Source organism: Bifidobacterium sp. M0399 (assembly GCF_016100595.1).
In the GTDB taxonomy this organism is placed as follows: Bacteria; Actinomycetota; Actinomycetes; order Actinomycetales; family Bifidobacteriaceae; genus Bombiscardovia; species Bombiscardovia polysaccharolytica.
In genome coordinates, this window is sequence record NZ_JACFSD010000003.1 from 110,048 (window position 1) to 130,129 (window position 20,082).

At 62.0% G+C, this 20,082-nt stretch carries 17 protein-coding genes and 1 pseudogene; 7 read left to right on the plus strand and 11 right to left on the minus strand.

The annotated features are described in order from the left end of the window. Positions 1-65: 65 nt before the first annotated feature. Entirely contained in the window at positions 66-1,532 is a 1,467-nt protein-coding gene (gene gndA, locus H3V09_RS07370) for an NADP-dependent phosphogluconate dehydrogenase (RefSeq protein WP_198191572.1), read from the plus strand. Positions 1,533-1,599: 67 nt separating this feature from the next. Here gndA and H3V09_RS07375 read toward each other — a convergent pair whose 3' ends face one another. Continuing rightward, on the minus strand, positions 1,600-2,634 hold the full coding sequence (locus H3V09_RS07375) for a LacI family DNA-binding transcriptional regulator (protein ID WP_198191571.1): 1,035 nt from the start codon (positions 2,632-2,634) through the stop codon (positions 1,600-1,602). Between the two features lie 185 nt (positions 2,635-2,819). On the opposite strand from H3V09_RS07375, the gene H3V09_RS07380 reads away from it, so the two are divergent. The 4 genes from H3V09_RS07380 to H3V09_RS07395 all read left to right on the plus strand — a co-directional run bounded on the left by H3V09_RS07380 (position 2,820) and on the right by H3V09_RS07395 (position 6,882). Further along, entirely contained in the window at positions 2,820-4,073 is a 1,254-nt protein-coding gene (locus H3V09_RS07380) for an ABC transporter substrate-binding protein (protein WP_198191570.1), read from the plus strand. Positions 4,074-4,085: 12 nt separating this feature from the next. Further along, the gene (locus H3V09_RS07385) at positions 4,086-5,015 is read left to right on the plus strand and encodes a carbohydrate ABC transporter permease (RefSeq protein ID WP_198191569.1); all 930 of its coding nucleotides are present in this window, start codon (positions 4,086-4,088) and stop codon (positions 5,013-5,015) included. After that, the gene (locus H3V09_RS07390) at positions 5,012-5,869 is read left to right on the plus strand and encodes a carbohydrate ABC transporter permease (protein ID WP_198191568.1); all 858 of its coding nucleotides are present in this window, start codon (positions 5,012-5,014) and stop codon (positions 5,867-5,869) included. The genes H3V09_RS07385 and H3V09_RS07390 overlap by 4 nt, the downstream gene beginning before the upstream one ends. An 83-nt stretch (positions 5,870-5,952) precedes the next feature. Beyond that, the gene (locus H3V09_RS07395) at positions 5,953-6,882 is read left to right on the plus strand and encodes a family 43 glycosylhydrolase (protein WP_198191567.1); all 930 of its coding nucleotides are present in this window, start codon (positions 5,953-5,955) and stop codon (positions 6,880-6,882) included. On the opposite strand, the pseudogene gnd reads toward H3V09_RS07395, so the two are convergent. The 3 genes and pseudogenes from gnd to H3V09_RS07410 all read right to left on the minus strand — a co-directional run. Then, positions 6,872-7,783: pseudogene (gnd, locus tag H3V09_RS07400) on the minus strand (phosphogluconate dehydrogenase (NAD(+)-dependent, decarboxylating)); the annotation flags it as partial. The gene H3V09_RS07395 and the pseudogene gnd sit on opposite strands and share 11 nt — an antisense overlap. Before the next feature lie 54 nt (positions 7,784-7,837). Beyond that, on the minus strand, positions 7,838-8,515 hold the full coding sequence (locus H3V09_RS07405) for a gluconokinase (RefSeq protein WP_082097679.1): 678 nt from the start codon (positions 8,513-8,515) through the stop codon (positions 7,838-7,840). Between the two features lie 36 nt (positions 8,516-8,551). Beyond that, positions 8,552-9,997 (minus strand): GntP family permease, encoded by a 1,446-nt coding sequence (locus H3V09_RS07410; protein ID WP_144178202.1) that lies wholly within the window; start codon positions 9,995-9,997, stop codon positions 8,552-8,554. Positions 9,998-10,230: 233 nt separating this feature from the next. Between H3V09_RS07410 and H3V09_RS09030 the strand changes: the two genes are divergently transcribed. After that, positions 10,231-11,007: a FadR/GntR family transcriptional regulator gene (locus tag H3V09_RS09030; protein ID WP_198191565.1), complete on the plus strand. Its 777-nt coding sequence runs from the start codon at positions 10,231-10,233 to the stop codon at positions 11,005-11,007. Between the two features lie 29 nt (positions 11,008-11,036). Here the strand turns inward: H3V09_RS09030 and pgl are convergent, their stop codons facing one another. The 3 genes from pgl to zwf all read right to left on the minus strand — a co-directional run bounded on the left by pgl (position 11,037) and on the right by zwf (position 14,394). Further along, positions 11,037-11,828, minus strand: a complete 792-nt coding sequence (pgl, locus tag H3V09_RS07420) for a 6-phosphogluconolactonase (protein ID WP_198191564.1) — start codon at positions 11,826-11,828, stop codon at positions 11,037-11,039. Between the two features lie 80 nt (positions 11,829-11,908). Then, entirely contained in the window at positions 11,909-12,916 is a 1,008-nt protein-coding gene (locus H3V09_RS07425) for a glucose-6-phosphate dehydrogenase assembly protein OpcA (RefSeq protein ID WP_198191563.1), read from the minus strand. After that, positions 12,913-14,394: a glucose-6-phosphate dehydrogenase gene (gene zwf, locus H3V09_RS07430; protein WP_232339538.1), complete on the minus strand. Its 1,482-nt coding sequence runs from the start codon at positions 14,392-14,394 to the stop codon at positions 12,913-12,915. Before zwf ends, H3V09_RS07425 begins: the two co-directional genes overlap by 4 nt. 233 nt (positions 14,395-14,627) lie before the next feature. On the opposite strand from zwf, the gene H3V09_RS07435 reads away from it, so the two are divergent. After that, positions 14,628-15,293, plus strand: coding sequence for an HD domain-containing protein (locus tag H3V09_RS07435; RefSeq protein ID WP_198191562.1), 666 nt, complete (start codon positions 14,628-14,630; stop codon positions 15,291-15,293). Here the strand turns inward: H3V09_RS07435 and H3V09_RS07440 are convergent. The 4 genes from H3V09_RS07440 to H3V09_RS07455 all read right to left on the minus strand — a co-directional run bounded on the left by H3V09_RS07440 (position 15,272) and on the right by H3V09_RS07455 (position 20,067). Beyond that, positions 15,272-16,153, minus strand: a complete 882-nt coding sequence (locus H3V09_RS07440) for a hypothetical protein (protein WP_198191561.1) — start codon at positions 16,151-16,153, stop codon at positions 15,272-15,274. The two genes, H3V09_RS07435 and H3V09_RS07440, sit on opposite strands and share 22 nt — an antisense overlap. A gap of 82 nt (positions 16,154-16,235) precedes the next feature. Beyond that, on the minus strand, positions 16,236-17,261 hold the full coding sequence (locus H3V09_RS07445) for an ATP-binding cassette domain-containing protein (protein WP_198191560.1): 1,026 nt from the start codon (positions 17,259-17,261) through the stop codon (positions 16,236-16,238). Continuing rightward, on the minus strand, positions 17,258-18,493 hold the full coding sequence (locus H3V09_RS07450; protein ID WP_198191559.1) for an FtsX-like permease family protein: 1,236 nt from the start codon (positions 18,491-18,493) through the stop codon (positions 17,258-17,260). The genes H3V09_RS07445 and H3V09_RS07450 overlap by 4 nt, the downstream gene beginning before the upstream one ends. 101 nt (positions 18,494-18,594) lie before the next feature. Continuing rightward, the gene (locus H3V09_RS07455) at positions 18,595-20,067 is read right to left on the minus strand and encodes a DHA2 family efflux MFS transporter permease subunit (protein ID WP_198191558.1); all 1,473 of its coding nucleotides are present in this window, start codon (positions 20,065-20,067) and stop codon (positions 18,595-18,597) included. Positions 20,068-20,082: the final 15 nt, after the last annotated feature.

The window sequence follows — 20,082 nt, forward strand, 5'->3', positions numbered from 1 at the left end:
CCATAGAATTGACGGCATGGAACCTGGTGCCCGGCCTTTCCGGGCTACCGTCGAAAGGTGATGTGATGACACAAGCTCAAGCCAATATCGGAGTCGTGGGTCTGGCCGCCATGGGTGCCAGTCTGTCCAGGAACCTGGCACGGCACGGCAATACCGTAGCGGTCTATAACCGCCACTATTCGCGCACTGAGACCCTGATTCACGATCATGGCCAGGAGGGCCAGTTTGTCCCGGCAAAGACGCTGCAGGAGTTCGTGGCCTCGCTGACTAAACCCCGCACGGCCATCATCATGGTCAAGGCCGGGGATCCCACCGACCAGATGATCAATGACCTGGCCGACCTGATGGAGCCGGGAGACATCATCGTCGACGCCGGCAATGCCTACTTCAAGGACACCATCCGCCGGGAGAAGGCCATCCGGGCCCGTGGGCTGCACTTCGTAGGCTGCGGCGTCTCCGGCGGCGAGCAGGGCGCCCTCTTGGGGCCCTCCATGATGCCTGGTGGGACCGATGAGTCCTGGAAGACCCTGGGGCCCATCCTGGAGTCCATTGCCGCCAAGGTCGATGGCGAACCCTGCGTCACTCACATCGGCACCGATGGGGCGGGCCACTTCGTCAAGATGGTCCACAACGGCATCGAATACTCGGACATGCAGGTGATCGCCGAGTCCTATGACCTGATGCGCAGGGGTCTGGGCATGGAACCCGAGGCCATCGCCCAGGTCTTCGAAGAGTGGAACCAGGGAGATCTGAACTCCTACCTGGTGCAGATTACAGCCGAGGTGCTCCATCACACCGACGCCACCACCGGCAAGCCTTTCATCGACATCGTCACCGACCAGGCCGGCATGAAGGGCACCGGCACCTGGACCGTGCAGACCGCGCTGGACCTTGCCGTGCCCGTGACCGGCATCGGCGAGGCCGTCTTCGCCCGGGGACTTTCTTCCTCGCCCGAGCTGCGCAGCCAGGCGGCCCAGGAGGGCCTGAAGGGTCCGCAGCCCAAGGCCGTCATGGCTGATCTGGCCGCCGACCCCGAGGCCCGAAAGTCCTTCATTGAGGACATTCGCCAGGCCCTCTATGCTTCCAAGATTGTGGCTTACGCCCAGGGATTCAACGAGATGCAGGAGGGAGCTCGAGTCTATGGCTGGAAGCTGGATATGGGTGCCATCGCCCGCATCTGGCGTGGCGGCTGCATCATTCGAGCCAAGTTCCTGAACAGGATTTCCGATGCTTACGCCTCTGGCCGTGAGCCGGGCTCCCTGCTCTTCGATCCATTCTTCAAGCAGGCTGTCGAGCAGGCCCAGGACTCCTGGCGGCGTGTTGTGGCCCGTGCCACCCAGGCCGGCATCCCCATCCCCGTCTTCGCCAGCTCTCTGTCCTACTACGACGGGCTGCGTTCCGATAGGCTCCCCGCCGCCCTGATCCAGGGCCAGCGTGACCTCTTCGGTGCTCATACCTATGGGCGCGTAGATCAGCCAGGCGTCTTCCACACCCTCTGGGCCGAGGACAAGTCCGAAATCAAGCAGGACTGAGCTTCGCCGGGATCGCAAGGGTCCGCGCAGCCGCTAAGACGGCAGCGCGGACCCTTTTGTCAATCTGTTATCGGATCTTGGCTGTGGATTCCCGGACCACCAGCCGGCAGGCGGCAGTCGTCCGGGTGGCAGGACGATTATCGTCGTCGCCCTGCAGGCGGGCCAGGAGGGCATCAACCGCCTTGCGGGCCAGGTCCTCCTTGTCGGTGCTGATGGTGGTCAGCGAAGGTATATAGGACTCTCCCTCCTGGATGCCGTCGAATCCCATGACGGCCAGGTCCCGGGGGACCTCCACGCCGCATTCGTGCAGTCCTCGGATCAGGCCCAGGGCCAGGGAGTCGGTCATGCAGAAGATGCCGTCAAAGGGCAGGTCGGACCTGTCTGCCAGATGATGACCCAAGTCGCGGGCCAATTCCCCGTCCCAGCGGTCCAGGGTCAGGAAGTCTTTGGAGCGGGCCTTGATTCCGGCGTCTTTCAGAGCCTTCAAGCAGCCGGCCACCCTGCGGCCGCGGACCGAGTACCGTTGGACCGGATCGGTGCTGGCCGTCATGTCGGCGCCCACCACACCTATTCTTTGGCATCCGCAGTCCAGTAGGTGCCGCACGGCCATGGCGGCTCCCTCGAATCCGGCCGTCATGACTGAATCAAAGACCGGCTCGGCTGAGGGGTCGTCCAGCAGGACCAGAGGCTTGCCATCGGCCAGCTCCTGCATCTCCTCATTGGTGATGCTGCCCGGGCTGAAGATTGTGCCGTCGCAGAGCTGGCTGGTCACATGCCGCAGGATGGAGACCTCATCCTGTTTGGAGTTGGATGTCTGCTGGATGATGGCCTGCATGCCATGGGCGTTGATCTGCCGGGAGATGGCTGCGCTCATCTGCGCGGGGTAGGGCTTGTCCAGCTCGAAGATGGCCACGCCGATGATGCCGCTCTTGCCTGAGCGCAGGCTTCTGGCCGACAGATTGGCTGAGTAGCGGAGCTTGTGGGCTGCAAGCAGGACCCTGCGCCTGGTGTCATCCGCTATGCGTGTATCGCCTCGAAGGGCATAGGAAGCAGTGGCCCGAGAGACCTGCGCCTCCTTGGCCACGTCGCTCATCGTCACCATTTCGCACCTTTCCCGGGGTTCAGCCATTATCTTAGGCACGTGGGTGGCCTTGTCGTCATGTGATTGACACGATTCAACCAACGTGCTATACCATATCTTGATAGCAGTTGAATCGTGTCAATTCCCGGGTCTCGACGTTGAACAGCCCGGAAGGATGTTCAGAGGATTGATTGCAAGGAGGAGTCATGAAGCTGAAGCGAGCATGGAAGGGCATAGCTGCGGCGCTGGGGGTCGGTATGTTGGTGTCGGCCATGGGAGCCTGTGGAGCCGGTGGCGGTGCTGATGGGTCCAAGACCACGCTGACCTTCCTGTCATGGAGCAACGAACAGACGATGAGGCCATACATCGACCAATTCGAGCAGGAGAACCCAGAAATCAAGGTGGACTTCAGCTACTCGCCGCCGACCACCGAGTACGTCCAGACCCTGCAGACCCGCCTGGTCGGCAACCAGGCCCCGGATGTGTTCATCATGACCTCCGAGAACAAGGCTGACCTGATCAAGAACGGCTACGCGCGGGATCTGACCAACGAGCCCTTCATGCGCAACATCTCCCAGGCCAATAAGGACTTCGTAAGCCACCAGGGTAAGGTCTATGGCATGTCCGTGTCCTCCTGGGCCGCCGGTATCGTCTACAACAAGGACCTGCTGGCCAAGGCGGGTGCCAAGGAGGTTCCGGAGACCTGGGACGGGTTCCTACAGCTGTGCAAGAAGCTCAAGGCCGCCGGGGTCACGCCTTTCCTCGAAGCCATTGGTGAAGGTCCCAGTCAGATTCCTGACGCTTTCATGGGTTCGCAGCTGGCCAGAGACAAGGTGGACGTGAACAGCCTGATTGACCGCCGTCCACAACGACCAGGCAGTGACCAGCGCGAGGTAGTTGCGGCCTGGATGAAGCTCTATGACCAGGGTCTGGCCACACGTGACACGGTCGGCATCAGCGGTGACGACAGGAAGACCCAATTCATCAACGGCCAGGTAGCCATGATCTGTACCGGCCCCTGGGACCTGCCATCCATCGCCCAGGCTGGGTTCAAGTATGGCATGGCCCCCATGCCGCTCATGGAGAAGGGCATGGTCAACTACGCCCAGGGATCGCCATCGCCCGCCTATGCTATCTATTCCCATCTCAAGGGCAACAAGCTCAAGGCGGCCAGAAAGTTCCTGACCTTCATGGACGGCCGCTGGGCCCTGCAGCGTTCGGCCGACAACGGGGATGCCATCACCGTCCAGGGGTTCAAAGCCAAGGTCAAACCCGAATACGAGCAGGTCTACCGGGCCAACGTGCGGACGGGTCGCTACTTCTTGGTTGCGAATTTCTACGCCAAGCCGGATGTGCTGACCACGGTTCGTCAGTCCGAAACCCAGCAGCTGGTGCAGGGGTCCATCAATGTAGATCAGTGGGCCAAGGCCATCGACGACAAGATGGCCTCGGTCAAGTAGGAAGGGTGGAACATGGCTTCCCAATCCTCGGCAGAGCGTGCCAACGCCCATCGACGGCGCATGGTCGGTCTGCGGCAGGATCTGACATCTTTCTGGTTCCTCCTGCCCATACTGGCCGTCTTCGTCATCCTCTTCGCGGTGCCGCTGGTGCAGACCATCATCTACTCGGTGACAGACTTCAACGGCTACAGCCTGAACATGCATTATGTGGGCTGGAAGAACTACCACAGTGTGTTCACCGATTCCTCGACCATGCAAGGCCTGATGTTCACCATTCTGTATGCCGTGGCTCAGACGGTCCTGGTGACCATCTTCGCCATCCCTCTGGCCGTCACCCTGAACCGGAAGTTCTGGGGCCGCAACTTCGCCCGCTCCCTGTTCTTCTTCTTCAGCGTGCCTTCGCTGGCCATCTTGGGCATGGTCTGGAAGTACATCTTCTCACCCATGAAGTCAGGCGTCTTCAACACCATCCTGGGTGTCTTCGGCCTGGGACCAGTGCCCTGGCTGTCCAACTCGACCCTGGCCCGGTGCTGCGTCATCTTCATCGCCGTCTGGGCGCAGATCGGCTGGCATGCCACCCTCTACTTGGCCTTTTTGCAGTCCATTCCCGGAGACCTTTATGAGCAGGCCACAGTGGACGGGGCCAGCAGCCGCCAGCAATTCGTCCACATCACCCTGCCCCAGCTGATCCCAGGCATCGTCACCTCCAGCTTCCTGCTCATGTCGGGCGGCCTCAAGGTCTACGACCTGCCCTACACCATGACCAAGGGCGGCCCCGGGTACTCCACCTATACGGTGACCCAGTCCATCATTCAGCAGGGCATCGGCCAGTCCCAGTATGGGCTGGGTTCGGCCCTGGCGGTCCTGTTCACCGTGGCCACGGCACTCGTGGTCTTCGCTCAGATGGGCGCCGCCAGCCTGATTTCCAGGAGGTTCCAATGAGCAGCAGCAAGAGCTCGACCCTGACCCTGAGTCAGCGGGAACGGCGGCGTTCGGTGGTCAGAAGCGTGGTGGTGCTGATCATTGCCCTGATCTGCGCTGTGCCCCTCTGGTACATCCTGATCAACACCTTCAAGACCATCCCTGACATGGCCACCAATCCGCTGGGCCTGCCAAAGCAGTGGACGCTGCGCAACTACACGCGGGCCTTCGCCACGGTGCCCATCGTCCGCAGCCTAATCAACACCCTGATCGTCACCTTCTTCGGTGTCCTCTTCCAGGTGCTTATCGGAGCTCTGGCTGCCTACGGGATGATTTTGCGCAAGTCGATATTCACTTCGGTCATCGGAGTGATCCTCATGATCGCCTTCGTCATTCCCACCCAGTCCACACTGATTCCCCTCTATCGGATGGAGTCCAGCGTGGGGCTGGTCAACACGCTCTTGGGCCTGATTGTCATGTACCTGGGCGGGGCGGTCTTCTGCTACTTCCTGATCGTGGGCTACATGCAGTCCCTGCCCTTTGATGTCATTGAGGCCGCCAGGATCGACGGGGCCGGACCCTTGAGGATCTTCTGGAGCATCGTCCTGCCGCTGATCAGACCCATACTGACTACGGTGGTGGTCTTCCAGACCATGTCGACCTGGAATGACTTCATGACGGCCAACGTCTTCATCAGCAGTTCCAACCTGCGCACCATCGTTCTGCAGGTTTACAACGCAGTCGGCCAGTTCACGACTGATTGGCCCAGCTTCATGACCATTACGGTCCTGGCCCTGATCCCGGTCTTCATCTTCTTCATCTTCTGTCAGAAGTGGATCGTCTCCGGACTGGTTGCCGGAGCGGTCAAGGGGTAAGGCGACCAGTCAGGAGGTCGTGGTCAATGGCGGCGGTCGGAGGTTCCGGCCGCCGCACTCATGAAGGATCGGAGTCACAGTTCATGGAGGAATTCGCAAGCGCACATCAAGGGTCGAAGGGGACAGGATTGGCAAGCAACCCCCTGCATCGCTACTGCGCGGACCCGGATCTGGTCATGATCGGGGACCGCTGGTACCTCTATTGCACCGAGGACGGGCTGCCTGATTGGTCCTCGCACGCTTTCTACGTCTATGAATCCAGGGACCTGTGCCACTGGACCCGCAGAAAAATCCTGGATCTGGAACAGATCCCCTGGTGGCATGGGGGACAGGGTGCCTGGGCGCCCTGCCTGCTGGTGCGCCGGGGACGCTGCATCCTGTATTTTGTGGCCGATGGACAGATCGGCCAAGCTGTCGCTCCCGGCCCGACCGGTCCCTTCCGAGCGGCCAGGGAGCCATTCATCGCCCGGGGGGACTACGACTGCCTGCCCATCGATCCCTCGATCTTCGTGGATGACGGCGATGTGCCCTATCTGCTGTGGGGCAATGGCCGTGCCTACATGGCGCGGCTGAGCCCTGATGGCCTGCGTCTGGAGAATGACTCAGTACGCTCCGCTGTGCCTGACAACTTCCGCGAAGCCATCACTGTCTGTCGGCGGGGAGACATCTACTATGCCTCCTGGTCGGAAAATGACACCAGGGATCCGAACTATCAGATCCGCTGGTCCAGCGCGCCATCGCTGGACGGCCCTTGGACCGCGCCCCAGGTCCTGATCAAGGCTGACCATGCCAAGGGGATTCTGGCCACGGGGCATCACTGCATTACCTGTGTGCCGGGCCGGGACGACTGGATCGTCGCCTATCACAGGTTCGCCAGGGACGGCCAGGGCGACGGCTGTCATCGCGAAATCGTCTTTGCCCCCTTGGATTTCGCTGATGACGGCGCCATGGTCCAGGTCCGCCCGCAGGTGGGATCCTACTGGTACCCGGCCCAGGACCTGGTTACTCCCTGACGATGGGGTGGCCACCGAAGGCGCTGCGCAGTGCGGAGACCACCTTCATGGTCATGGGGTCCTCGATCTTGGAGGACTGGCGGGCGTAGAGTGCCGAGGTGATGGCCGGTGTGGGCACCCCCAACTCCAGGGCGTCCGCAATCATCCATTTGGTTTCGCCAGTCTCGTCAGCCTTGCCGGCGATTTTGCTCAGGTGCGGGTCCTCTTTTAGCGCCTGGGCCAGCAAATCCAGCAGCCAGGACTGGATGACCGAGCCCTTTCGCCAGGACTCCACCACTTCGCCTGGCTCCTTGATCAGGTCGGAGGCCTCCAGGACTGCGTACCCTTCGGCCAGAGCCTGCATCATCCCGTATTCGATACCGTTGTGGACCATCTTGGCATAGTGGCCAGCGCCGGTTCCTCCCGCGTGGACCAGACCGTAGTCGCCCTCAGGTTTCAAGGTGTCCAGGATGGGCTGGATCCGGGCCACGTCTTGATCCGATCCTCCGACCATTAAGGCGTAGCCCTTCTCCTTGCCCCAGATGCCGTTGGAGGTGCCCACATCCACCAGGCCTATGCCCTTGGCGGCCAGGGCTTGGGCGTGCTCCTGGTCCTGGGTGAAGCGGGTGTTGCCCCCATCCACGACCAGGTCGCCGCGCTCCATCAGCTCGCCAAGCTGATCGAGAGTGGACTCAATGGGCTTGCCGGCCGGGACCATGACCCAAATCACTCGTGGGGCATCCAGCGCTTGAACCAGGGCTTGCAGGCTGTCCACATCCCTGCCCGAGTCCGGCGCGATGTCGTAGCCGACCACCTGGTGGCCACCGGTACGCAGACGGTCCGCCATGTTCTTGCCCATGCGTCCCAGGCCAATCATGCCGATCTTCATAGTGTCAGTTCCTCTCCCTTGACTGCAACAGTGTGAAGTTGACCGCGATGGTTGGTGGTCGGCCGCGGTCGGGCCGCTTTGCCGGTGCTACTGGCGGGCTGCCTGCCGGGCGCGCTCGGCCTGAACCTGGGCGGTGTGCGCTTTGACATCACACTGCAGACCCAGGGTGTCGATGACCTCTTCGGCCTCGATCTCGGGAGACATGCGCAGACCCACGTCGATGGTCAGGTGAACCTCGTCCGGTCCCAGGGGTTCCAAGTCATCGAATTGGGAGCGGAGCATCTGCGGCTTCATGAAATGCCCCTTCCGCTTGGAGAGCCGTTCCATGATGGAGTCGTAGTCCCCGCTCAGGTGGATGAAGACGACCCCAGGCATTCGCAACCGGTCACGATAGATCCGCTTCAGGGCGGAGCAGGTGACGGTTCCGGGCACTCCTCGCCGCATGTGGTCCTCGATCCAATCATGGATGCTGTCCAGCCAGGGCCAACGGTCCTGGTCGTTCAGGGGGATGCCGCGGGCCATCTTGTCGATGTTGGCCTGGGGGTGGAAGTCGTCGGCCTCGGCCATGTCCCAGCCCAGTTTGCTGCCCAGGTGCTCGTTCATGGTGGTCTTGCCGCAGCCGGCGACCCCCATGATGACCAGAACGGGTGTGCGGCCTTGGAAGTAGTCCGGAGGAACCGTGTTGTCCACTGCCGAAGGGACTTGGGGCTCCGGGTGATCTTCTGCGCTCAGCGCGTCGGAATTCTTCAACGATGTGTCGACCATGTGCAACCTTTCTGAAAAGTAATCTGACAATGACACTCAGGCGGTGATGGGCACAAAGATGCTGGCGATCATGACCAGGACCAGAACCACTACCGACAGCAGGCATTCCAGAACCGACCAGGTCTTCAGGGTCTCGCCAACGCTCAGGCCGAAGTACTCCTTGATCAGCCAGAAGCCTGCGTCGTTGAGGTGGGAGAGGAAGATGGAGCCGGCGCCGATGGCGATGACCAGAAGTGTAGTGGCCGTGGAGCCCGCATGCATCATGGTCATGGCGTTGCTGAGAATGCCGGCCGTGGTCAGGATGGAGACGGTGGCCGAGCCTGTGGCGATGCGTACGAAGACGGCGATGACCCAGCCCAGCAGGAAGATGGAGATGTTGGAGTTCTCCACAAAGGTGCCGATGATCTTGCCGATGCCGGTGGAGACCAGGACGCCCTTGAAGCCACCGCCTGCGCCCACAATCAGCAGGATGCCCGCTACAGCGGGAAGCGAGGCTCCCAGGGAGTCATTGACGGTCTTCCAGGAAATGCCCGAGGCGGCCTTGAGGACCAGCATGGAAACAATCAGTGCTATGGCCAGGGCCATGACCGGGTTGCCGATGAAGTTGATGGTCTGTGCCAGGCCGTCCGTGCGATCCTTGAACCCGGGAATGGCTATCTCGAAGATGGAGGTCAGCAGCATGAGGACTGCCGGCAGCAGGATGCAGCAGACCGAGAGGGCGAAGGATGGAAGCCGGGTCTCCTCCTTGCCGGCCTGCTCGCTCTTGGCCACAAAATCGGCCGGGGCTTCGATGGGGACCCAGCGGGAGGCCAGACGGGAAAAGGCCGGGCCCACGACGACCAGGGTAATCAGGGCGAAGGGGATGCCGAACATCATGGTCAGGCCTACGTTTCCGGTCTGCTTGAACTGGCTCAGGGCTGCCAGGGGGCCGGGGTGAGGAGGCACACAGGCGTGCATGATGGACAGGCCTGCCAGGGTGGGGATGGCCACCCGCATCAGGGGGAGCTTGGTGCGGCGGGCCACCAGAATGATGACCGGGACCAGAATGACCAGGCCGACTTCGAAGAACATGGGCAGGCCGATCAGGGCGCCGATCAGGGCCATGATCCAGGGGATGGTGGCGGGCTTGGACTTGGCGACCAGGGTGTTGACCACCTGGTCAGTGGCTCCGGTGTCCATGAGGACCTTGCCGATCATGGCTCCCAGACCGATCAAAATGCCCACGGAGCCCATGGTGGAGCCGAACTCGCCGGTAAAGCTGGTCAGGGTGGCCACGGGGCCGTAGCCAGAACCGATGCCGACCACCAGGGCGGCACCCAGCAGTGAGACAAAGGGATGAAGTTTGACGACAGTGACTAGGAAGATGAGCACCGCCAGGCTGAGCACCAGGCTGATGCCCAATTGGGTGGTGTTCAGGGAAACGGCCTGACTCGCCGCCAGGGTTAGGTACCCGTCGGCTGTCGGCTGCGACGCTAAAAGCATGGCTGCCTCTTCTCTGAGGATGCGAGCCGTTCAGCCTGAACAGCTTCCCGGCTCTTATTTTTGCATTACATAATATCGACAGTGTGATATTACGTATGCCTTAACAGACAGTATTTTACACGAATCTGTGACGGATTGGAAGACGGCATGCTAAGAGGCAGGATTGAGTCTCAAATTATTTACATATCACTCTGGTCCCATTGGGAATGAGCCAGGTTGCTAGAGTGGAATTCGTGAAAAACGCGAGGAAACCTGATGACGAAACGGCTGCAGAAGGCACCCTGCATGATCGGCTGCTGGATCAGTGGGGGGCGGCCATCGTAGATGGCACCATCGCTCCGGGAGACCGGCTGCCCGCCCCCGACCTGGATAGCCAGAGGCCTTCGCGCACGGTCACCCGCGAGGTCACCAGGGTTCTTGAGGCCATGGGTCTGGTCACTGTCAAACGCAAGGTCGGTGCCACAGTCAATCCTCGTCAACTCTGGAATATTTATGATCCACAGGTGATCGAGTGGAGACTGCGCGGACCTGACCGGGGACGGACCTTGCATGAGCTGTCTGAGCTCAGGGCATGCGTGGAGCCCATGGCTGCCCAGCTGGCGGCCGGCAACGCTGATCAGGATCAATGGGCGAAGCTGACGCGGGCCGCCATTGATATGGTGGCCAACGCTGACCGGGCCGACGGGCCGGACTATCTTCGGGCTGACGAAACGTTTCATCGAACCCTGCTTGAGGCATCGGGCAACGCTATGTTCGCGGCCTTGGGCGATGTGATTGCATCAGTGCTGTCTGGGCGGACCCGGCATGAGCTTATGCCCAGGAAGGCCGATGAGAAAGCGTTGCGGTTGCATGGCGACGTGGCTGCGCTGATACGTCGGGGCGATGCAGGGGGGGCCCGCCACGCCATGGATTGGATCGTTGACGAATCCGATCGGGCTGTCGAACAAATGACAAGAAAGGACTCCGAAGACTCCGCTCCTGCTGCGGATAAGGGATCTTCGGAGTCCTGAGATCTGTAGAGGCTCTTGGTGCAGAAGGCTCAGTTCAGTTTCGAGGCGGCATCAGCGTCCAGGAGCCAGAGGGTCTCTCGGGTGCCCCTGGCATAAGAGGAGGGGACATGGGGATTGTCTGTGGTTCCCAGGGCAGCAGCCACGGCCGAGGCCTTTTCGGCAGTTGAGGTGAAGAGCCATACCTTGGGGGTTCTGCGGATGAATGGCGTGGTCATGGTGACCCTGAGCGGGGGCAGCTTGGGGGAGTTGCTGATGCCCGTCACCAGCAGATCGTCGCCCTGCAGCCTGACCTCGGGGCGGTCGGGGAAGAGGGAGGCATAGTGGCCGTCGGGGCCTACACCGAAGACGGCCAGATCCATCCGGCCCTCAGGGCCCAGTTGGTCGATAATCTCCTGCTGATACGTGGCTGCCGCCTGGGTCAGAGCCCGTTCGTTCTCCTCTTGGTCGGCGGCCTCAACCTGAGCTGGGCTGCGAGTATCCACGGGCATGGAATGTACGTTGGCCTGCGGCAGCAGCCCCTGGTCGATCAGCGAGCCATACCAGGCCCGCAGTGCCTGTTCGTCGTTGCGGTCCGGGTCTTCCAGGCCCACGAACCGCTCATCGCTCCACCAGAGGTGGACCCGGCTCCAGTCCACGCTCTGGCTCAGGGGATCAGCACCCATCAGGGCATAGACATCCGCCGCATCTCGCCCGCCGGTCAGCGCCAGGTCGGCCCGGTCCTGACGGGCCAGAAGGTCTCCCAGCTCCAGCAGGATGCGGGCTGCTGTAGCTTGGTTGAGCAGCTCGGTTGTGGCATAGGTAACGATACGACGCTCGGTCATCTGATCCTCCTCGCATGCAGGTGATGCTTGCCTCAGCCTACACCCCTGTGTTTGCATATGAATTCAGTCGCTGCCGGGGCCTACTGGTGGTCGACCATTCCCCAGCCGGCGTGGATGACCTCCTGATAGACCTCGTCAGGATCCAAACGACCCAGTTCCTCGCTCATGCAGTCCACAGCGGTGCGCAGGGGCATGGAAATGGTCTGTGAAGCTTGTCCAGGTTGGTTGATTCGGGCCTGGTCGTCATTGTGGCGCTCCATGCTCATGATTCCGTCCGGGCGTTCGAAGTAGACGCCGGTGACGGCCTGGGCCTTCGGATCGCGCTCGACGGTGACCGGCACCTTAAGTTTCAGTGCCAACCAGGAGGCCAAGAGCTCCAATGGCAGGTAGTGGGCCTGGCCGGTCACCCTGACCGAACGGATGGGCAGGTGGGGCGGCTGCTGCACCATTGAGGTCAGCTGTGCCCGCCAGATGGTGATCCTGGTCCAGGACAGGTCCACGTCCTGAGCGCGCGAATGGGCCAGCAGCCCAGCGAAGGCAGCCTGACGATCGTCGGCCTCCATGGCATCAGTGATTCTACTTGCGGCCATGGTTCCGATGGAATCCTGCGAGGGATCCAGTGGCGGATTGGTAGGCCACCAAACCACCAGAGGGGCATCAGGCACCAGGAGGGGGATGACCAGAGCATCTGAATGGTTCAGCAGAGCCCCCACTGGTCGCAGGACCACTACCTCGCCGGCACCGGCATCCGAGCCGAAGCGGATCTCGGCATCCAGTGTGCGGTCGCCGTCATGGTCGGTGTTCTTGTAGGAGACGCAGTCTTCAGAGGACTGTGCTGCAGCGAACCTCTGATCCGCTTCCTGCTCGGCCTGATGGTCTTCGGCGTCGGTCACCATGGCGATAACCCGGCAGGGGTGTTCGCGGCTTGCGGCGTTTACGGTTTCCAGGGCCGTCTCCAGATGGGCCTGCTCGGTGACGATGACCAGGGTCAGCACCCGTCCCTGGGCCGCCTCTCCCCGCTCCACGTGGAGCTCGTCAATCTCCCGGGCGATGGCGGAGGTGGTGGTGTTGTTCAGTCTGACGATCATGGCATCCTCCAGTGGTATCCGTCGCGGGCCAGCATCAGATCTGCCTCCCGCGGACCCCAGGTGCCGGCGCGGTAGGGCTGGGGTTGGCCCTGTCCGGCCCAGAACTCCTCGATGGGGTCCAGAATCTTCCAGGACAGATTGACCTCCTCGGTGGTGGGGAAGAGGGGCGGGTCTCCCAGGAGCACGTCCAGGATCAGCCGCTCATAGGCCTCCGGGGAGGCCTCGGTGAAGGAACGTCCGTAGGAGAAGTCCATGTTGACGTCACGCACCTCCATGGCCGAGCCAGGGGTCTTGGCTCCGAAACGCAGGGTCACGCCCTCATCAGGCTGTACGCGGATGACCACGGCGTTGGCGCCCAGTTCCCGGGTAGCTGTGGCCTCGAAGGGCAGGTGGGGGGCACGCTTGAAGACGATGGCGATCTCGCTGACCCGCTTGCCCAGGCGCTTGCCTGTCCGCAGGTAGAAGGGGACGCCGGCCCAACGGCGGGTGTCCACATCCAGCCTGATGGCCGCGTAGGTTTCGGTGGTGGAGGAGGGATCGATCCCGTCCTCGTCCAGGTAGCCGACCACGTGCTGGGAGCCCTGCCAGCCGGCCGTGTACTGGCCTCGGGCGGTGTGGGCCGCCAGGTCCTTGGGAAGGTGGACAGCTGAGAGGATCTTGGTCTTTTCAGCTGTCAGATCTGAAGCCGAGAAGGAGACCGGCTCCTCCATGGCTGTCAGGGCCATCAGCTGCAGGAGGTGGTTCTGGATCACATCCCTGGCTGCTCCGATTCCGTCGTAGTAGCCGGCCCTGCCGCCGATGCCCATGTCCTCGGCCATGGTGATCTGCACATGGGAAACGTAGTTGGAGTTCCAGACCGGCTCGAACATCATGTTGGCAAAGCGCAAGGCCAGGATGTTCTGCACGGTCTCCTTGCCCAGATAGTGGTCGATGCGGAAGACCGAATCCGGCTCGAAGACCTCGGAGACCACTCGGTCCAGCTCCTTGGCCGAGGCCAGGTCGTGACCGAAGGGCTTCTCGATGATGACGCGGCGCCAGGCCCCTTGGGTGGAGTGGGAGAGCCCCGACTCGGCCAGCTGACGGGCCACCTGGGGGAAGGCCTTGGGCGGCACCGACATGTAGAAGGCATGGTTGCCACGGGTGCCACGGACCCGGTCCAGCTCAGAGACGGTGGCCGACAGGTGGCGGAAGGCCTCGGCATCGTCGAAGCTGCCTTTGACGAAGCGCATGCCCTGGCTCAGATGTCGCCAGGTGGATTCGTTGAAGGGGGTGCGGCAGTGGGCGCGGACGTTCTCCTCCGCAAAGGCGACGAATTGCTGGTCGCTCCAGTCGCGCCGTCCGAATCCGATCAGCCCGAAGCTGGCTGGCAACAGTCCCCGGTTGGCCAGGTCATAGACGGCCGGCAAGAGCTTTTTCTTGGCCAGATCGCCGGTGACGCCGAAAATGACCAATGAGCTGGGTCCTGCGATGCGCGGCATGCGCAGATCGCGCGGGTCCAGCAAGGGGTTGTGCCAGGGCGCCTGTCGGCCGCCGTCCTCGTCGGGGGGAGTGGGCTGGTCGGCGGAGCGCGCAAGTGGTGAAGTGTCCATAGTGCTCCTCGTGAAATACCGTGGCTCCCAGTGTACTGTCGGCAGCAGAAGGGCAGGGCTGATTATCCGCTGAAGTGTGCATAAGCGTCGCAAAGGTCACATTTGCGGCAAGGATCCCTAGAATGGTCGGTATGATTCCCAATGTTCCCATGGCTGAGGCCCTGCATCGTCAGTATGCGCCCTCCCAAGCCGCCTATGAACTGATACACACCCACTGCCAGATCATTGCCGCGCTCGCGGTGCGCATGACCGACCAGGTCAACGAGCGCCTGTCGCGTGGTGATGACCCTGACGGGGTCCTGCCCGAACGGCCGTTGGACCGTGACCTGGTCCGCATAGGCGCCCTGCTGCATGACATTGGTACCTACCGGATCCTCAAGGACGACGGTTCTCAGGGCCGGCCCCTGACCTTCCAGGGTGAGCGGTACATCGAGCACGGGCTGGAGGGCTATCGTCTGCTGCTGGACGCTGGCGTGGACGAGTCGGTGGCCCAGTTCGCCCGCAACCATACCGGGGTGGGGCTGACCCGTCGCCAGGTGGAGGAGGAGCATCTGAACCTGCCGCCGGACGACTACCTGCCGGTCAATCCTGAGCAGGAGGTGGTCATGTATGCGGACAAGTTCCACAGCAAGCACCAGCCGCCTATCTTCGTCTCCGAGCCTACTGCCGCCAAGCGCACGGCCAAATATGGTCCCGACAATCTGGCCCGTTGGAGGCAACTGGTGGCCCGATACGGGGTGCCGGATCTGCAGCCCCTGGCTAAGTACTACGGCATGACCATCGTCTGATCCGGTCGGGTCGACCCCCAGGAACTGCGGAAACGACCAGCGAATTCGCGCGCCATCCACGGGTCTGGTTGATAGGGGTCGACTGGATCGGTCCGGCAGTCCGCGACGGCTTTCAGAAAAGAGATCATGCCCTGTGGCCCGTAAGCGTAAGGGGCTGCGCACCAGACTGGGTTTCCCTCCAAAATCAGCGGCCGATCCGACCCGCGGAGGAAGGCCAGGTCCACGCTGATTGAAGCAGAAGATCGACCATTGGCTGCCTGGAGGGCGCAGTCCTCGGCGATTGTTCGGTGTTTGGGATCGAAAACTGCACCGTCAAAAATCGTGGTGATGACTCTGGAGTCCTCGCCCTCATGCAGGCAGTATCCGCTGGATGCTGCAATCCGTCCCTTGTTGATGATGACCCGCCACTCCTCTTGGATATCGGGCAGGTGGGTCTGGATGCGAATCAACGATTGCGCAGGGGCCGTCCGCAGCTTGCTCTGCAGATCTTCAAGGTTTCGCCGGGCTGCAGGCAGGCCCGATACACGACCGACGGCCAGCTGCGACCAGGGGCGCTGCCCCAAGCCCGATGGCAGTCGGCGCCAGGTCAGAATGGTTTCGGCCGTCACAGTCAGAATTCTGCGTCCGGTCAGAGACTGGTCCAGTCCATCCAGCCACATGGTCGGTGGGGCTGACAGGGCCCATGAGGGACGGCCGTGGGATACCAGCCAGGCGTTCTGGGCAATCAGCAGCCCTGGGGTGATCCATATGGCTTCCTTGACGCCGACATCCCGAATGGGTCCGAATCCATGGTGATGGTGCAGAATGATTCCCCGTTGCCGATGTGGGTCCTTGTTGCACAAATCGATTTGTTCGGCCATGACCCGGGGTATCCACTCCTCATGGGTGATGACCGAACAAATCAGTGCAGTGCCATCCGTCTTCGGTCCGGAAGGCTGAGGCTCAATCGACGATGAATCGGTCGTCGTAGGTGCCCTCGTCTACAGTGTCCGAACCGCCCGAGGTCAGGATGATCACGGTGCAGTCATGACGGCGGGAGACCCGCTTCAGGGTGGCCAGCAGGGTATCCCAATCGCCCGGCTCCAGCCCTTCGGTGGGTTCGTCGGCGATAAGCACATCGCACTCGCAGCACAGGGCTCGGGCCACGGAGGCCAGGCGGAAGTCCAGGTGGCCCAGATCAGCGGTCAGTTTGTCCTGCAGACGCTCCGGGAAGCCGACCTCGTCCAGCAGTTGACGGGCCAGATTGTCCTTGGGGCCCAGGAAGGTGCGGCCGCTGGCATCCATGGTGTAGACAAGATTCTGCACAGCGGTCAGGTCGTGCCTCAGGGCATCGGTGCCAAAGATGGCCCCAATTTGGTGGCCCCGATAGTCGGAGGCCAGCAACTGGCGCAGATCTGTGCCCCGGAAGAGCACACTGCCCTGGGTGGGGGCGCGCAGGCCAGTCATCAAGGCCATCATGGCGGCTCGTACGGAAGGGGAGGTGGTCTCCACCGAGTAGATGCGGCGACGCTGGAATTCCAGATCGACATCGTCCAGAATCTGTTCGGAGCGACCCTGGATCTTGCGCGTATAATCCACGTGCTTCAGGGAAAGCACCGGGTAGCCTCCAGGAACCAGCACCCGTTGGTCATCGGTATCCAACAGCGGGTCCTCTTCCTGATCGTCATCGAGATCTTCGGTATCTTCATGCTCAATGACCACTTTGAAGGCAGCCAGTGAGACATCTTCTTCTGAAGAATTATCCTCCTCGGTCTTTTTGTCCGTCTGAGTGGTTGCTTCTTCCTTGGATTCCGTTTCCGTCTCCGACCCTGTGCTGGGTTCGGACATGGGTTCGGCGTTGGTGCTCTCGTCGGCTGTTTGCTCAGCTTCGGCCCTTGTCTGAGCGGCTTGCTTCTGATCGGTCTGTTTCTGATCAGTAGTTGCCTGGGACTCTTCGTCTGGCTGCTGGTCCGATGTCTTTTCGCTCATGCCTCGTCCTCCAGGTCGTTGGTGTATAGCTGGGCGGTTCTGAAGGCCGCTACTCTGGCGGCTGCTGCCAGAGCGAGGACCAGGCAGACGGCCAGGCCAATCAGGATTATCTTCCAGATCAGGCCAGCATGAGGCATGCTGGCCAGGCTCCCCAGATGGAAGAGCGACCGCCCCAGCGGCCGACTGATCGCGGTGCCCAGCGCCAGGCCCAAGGCCAGTCCGGGCAGGGTGAGCAAGAGGGTCTCCAAGGCAAACTGCCAGCCCAGCCGGGCCTTGTGGACACCGATGGTGATGGCCATGCCGATTTCGTTGGTGCGGCCGTGCAGCATGAGGAATAGGCAACCCAGCAGAATCAGCCCGCCCAGCAGGCAGACCAGGATGATGACAGTTCGCGCCTGGTCGGCAGCCTGGTGGACCGGCTCCATCCGCCGCTGATAGTCCTTCAGGCTGGGAGAGTCTATGTCGTACTGCGAGGCCTTGAGCCCGTCCTTGCGGAGCTCCTTGATGAACTTTTGGTAGGTGCTCGGCGAATCCAGGACGAAGGCCACCAGCAGCTCATGGCCAGGGTCACCGGGTTTGCTGGCCGTATCCAACCCCAGCATGGCAAAGGTGGGATAGGCCGTGTAGATGGCCCGGTTGGCTGCCTGGTCGGCGGCCTTGCGGTAGTGATAGATGCCCGAGACGGTCAGCTTGACCTGCTGATCCTGCTGGCGGGGATCCTTGATGGTCAGGGTGTCGCCCACCTTGAGCTTGTTGGCCTGTGCCATCTGCTTGGAGATCAGCACGGTCTGGGTGCCGGAGGTATTCTGCGAGGCGTAGTCCAGCCCCTTGCCCTGGTCCAGCACGAAGGGACCATGAGGCAGGGTGGGCTCGGCCTGCTTGTCTGAGACGCCCACCAGGGAGTAAGTGCCTGACTGGGTCAGTCCCTCCGGGTTGATGTCGGCGGTCTCATGGAAGTAGGCCTTGTACTGCATGCCATCCATCTGCAGGCGCTGGGCGTACTTGGAATACTCGTTCCAGCCCAGGGGGGAGGCCTTGGTCCCCTTGCGCGGGCTGATGACGGCATCCACCTGTTGGGATTCGTAGTCTGTGGTACGTGCCTTGGTGTCAGCTTGGAGCACGGTGGCTGCTGCCGTGGCCAGCGCCGCCACGACCAGACAGGCCAGAACCATGACCAGGCTCCGCGCCGCATGCCGCCTGATGGTGAACCAGGCGTTCTTGAGAACGAACATGACACCCTTCCTGATAGCGTTCCAGGGATGACCGGGCGGCCCGCGATGGCGGGCCTTAAGTCCGGTCGCCGTCCTCCAGTCTAGCCAGGGACGTTCCCAAGCTAGCGGTGCGAACTTGGAGCTTGCTGAATGTCTCGATCGGCCTCTGGCTGCGCGGCGTGGGAGAAGTTGCGCACCTTCAGGGAGACGGCCAGAGCAGCCAGGATCAGCACCAGGGTGAATATCAATCCATAGTGGGTCCCCTTGGTGAAGGCCTGGGCTTTATCAACTCCGGCTGCCTGACCCTCGCCCATGGCCAGCAGGGAGGTGGTGATGGCTGTGGACACGGCTCCTACGATCTGCTGCATGGTGTTGATGATGGTGCTCCCGTCGCCGGACTGCGGGCCACTCAGAGAGTTGAGCGCGTAGGTCTGTGCTGGCGACATGGCCAAGGGGCAGCCGATCATGAGGATGATGTGGGCTGCCACCACCAGGGCCACAGGGGTGTGCGGGCCGGTGAACAGGAGGATGATCGTTCCCAACAGTGCGATAAGAAATCCGCAGCGGACGGGCATACGAGCCCCGAAGCCGTCGTAGAGCCGGCCGGCGAAGGCCGAGACCAGGGCGTTGATGGCCCCGCCGGGCAGCATGAGGATGCCGGTCATGGCCACGGGCAGGAGCAGCCCACGCTGCAGGAACTGAGGCAGCAGATACATGGAGGAGAGGATGACTGCGAAGTCCAACATGACCAGGGTGGCGCCGTAGCGGAAGGCCGGGATGGAGAAGATGCGCAGGTTGAGCACCGGGTGTTCCAGGCCCAACTGACGACGAATATAGAGGACCAGGGCTACTAGGGCCACGACCAGAATGGTCAGGGTGACCGGGGAGAGCCATCCGAACCGGCTGGCCAGGCTGACACCTGCCACCAGTCCGCCGAAGCCGACAATGGATTCCAGAATGGAGGCCAGATCGGGCCGCTGGTGGGTGATGGTGCCAACGTTCTTCAGGAAGCAGACGGCGAAGATCAGGGCCACAACCAGGAATGGGGTGAAGAACCAGAAGATCCAGTGCCAGGTCAGCTTGCCCAGGATGATCCCGGTCAGGGTCGGGCCGATGGCGGGGGCGAACATGATGACCAAGGCGCACATGCCCATGACCGTGCCCAGACGGGCAGGCGGGAAGATCAGCATGGCCACGGTGAACATGAGCGGCAGGATCAGGCCCGTGCCGATGCCCTGGATCAGCCGTCCAGCCAACAGGACAGGGAAGGTGGGTGCCATGGCCGAGATGATCGAGCCCGCCAGGAAGGCGACCAGACCGAAGATCACGGTCTGCCTGGTGGTGAACCACTTGGAGATCAGGCTGGAGAAGGGCAGGACGATGCCGATGACCAGCATGTACCCCGTCACCAGCCACTGCACGGTGGCAGCGGGGATTTGGAAGCTCTCCATCAGGTTGGGCAGGGCGATATTGAGCGAGGTTTCGCTCAGCATGCCCACGAAGGCCCCGATCATCAGCGCGGCGATGGCCGGCCAGGGGTGGGGGACGGCCGGTCGTGACCGGTGAACGGAGGCAGAGGTGGACGTGTTTTGCACGATAATGATCTCCTT

Bases quoted from the DNA above. Each gene is read 5' to 3' on its own strand.
- H3V09_RS07385 (WP_198191569.1), top strand. From the start codon at position 4,086: ATGGCTTCCCAATCCTCGGCAGAGCGTGCCAACGCCCATCGACGGCGC.
- H3V09_RS07405 (WP_082097679.1), bottom strand. From the start codon at position 8,515: ATGGTCGACACATCGTTGAAGAATTCCGACGCGCTGAGCGCAGAAGAT.
- H3V09_RS07435 (WP_198191562.1), top strand. From the start codon at position 14,628: ATGGTCGGTATGATTCCCAATGTTCCCATGGCTGAGGCCCTGCATCGT.
- H3V09_RS07375 (WP_198191571.1), bottom strand. From the start codon at position 2,634: ATGGTGACGATGAGCGACGTGGCCAAGGAGGCGCAGGTCTCTCGGGCC.
- gndA (WP_198191572.1), top strand. From the start codon at position 66: ATGACACAAGCTCAAGCCAATATCGGAGTCGTGGGTCTGGCCGCCATG.
- zwf (WP_232339538.1), bottom strand. From the start codon at position 14,394: ATGCCGCGCATCGCAGGACCCAGCTCATTGGTCATTTTCGGCGTCACC.
- H3V09_RS07440 (WP_198191561.1), bottom strand. From the start codon at position 16,153: ATGGCCGAACAAATCGATTTGTGCAACAAGGACCCACATCGGCAACGG.
- H3V09_RS07425 (WP_198191563.1), bottom strand. From the start codon at position 12,916: ATGATCGTCAGACTGAACAACACCACCACCTCCGCCATCGCCCGGGAG.
- H3V09_RS07380 (WP_198191570.1), top strand. From the start codon at position 2,820: ATGAAGCTGAAGCGAGCATGGAAGGGCATAGCTGCGGCGCTGGGGGTC.
- H3V09_RS07390 (WP_198191568.1), top strand. From the start codon at position 5,012: ATGAGCAGCAGCAAGAGCTCGACCCTGACCCTGAGTCAGCGGGAACGG.
- H3V09_RS07445 (WP_198191560.1), bottom strand. From the start codon at position 17,261: ATGAGCGAAAAGACATCGGACCAGCAGCCAGACGAAGAGTCCCAGGCA.
- pgl (WP_198191564.1), bottom strand. From the start codon at position 11,828: ATGACCGAGCGTCGTATCGTTACCTATGCCACAACCGAGCTGCTCAAC.
- H3V09_RS07410 (WP_144178202.1), bottom strand. From the start codon at position 9,997: ATGCTTTTAGCGTCGCAGCCGACAGCCGACGGGTACCTAACCCTGGCG.
- H3V09_RS07395 (WP_198191567.1), top strand. From the start codon at position 5,953: ATGGAGGAATTCGCAAGCGCACATCAAGGGTCGAAGGGGACAGGATTG.
- H3V09_RS07450 (WP_198191559.1), bottom strand. From the start codon at position 18,493: ATGTTCGTTCTCAAGAACGCCTGGTTCACCATCAGGCGGCATGCGGCG.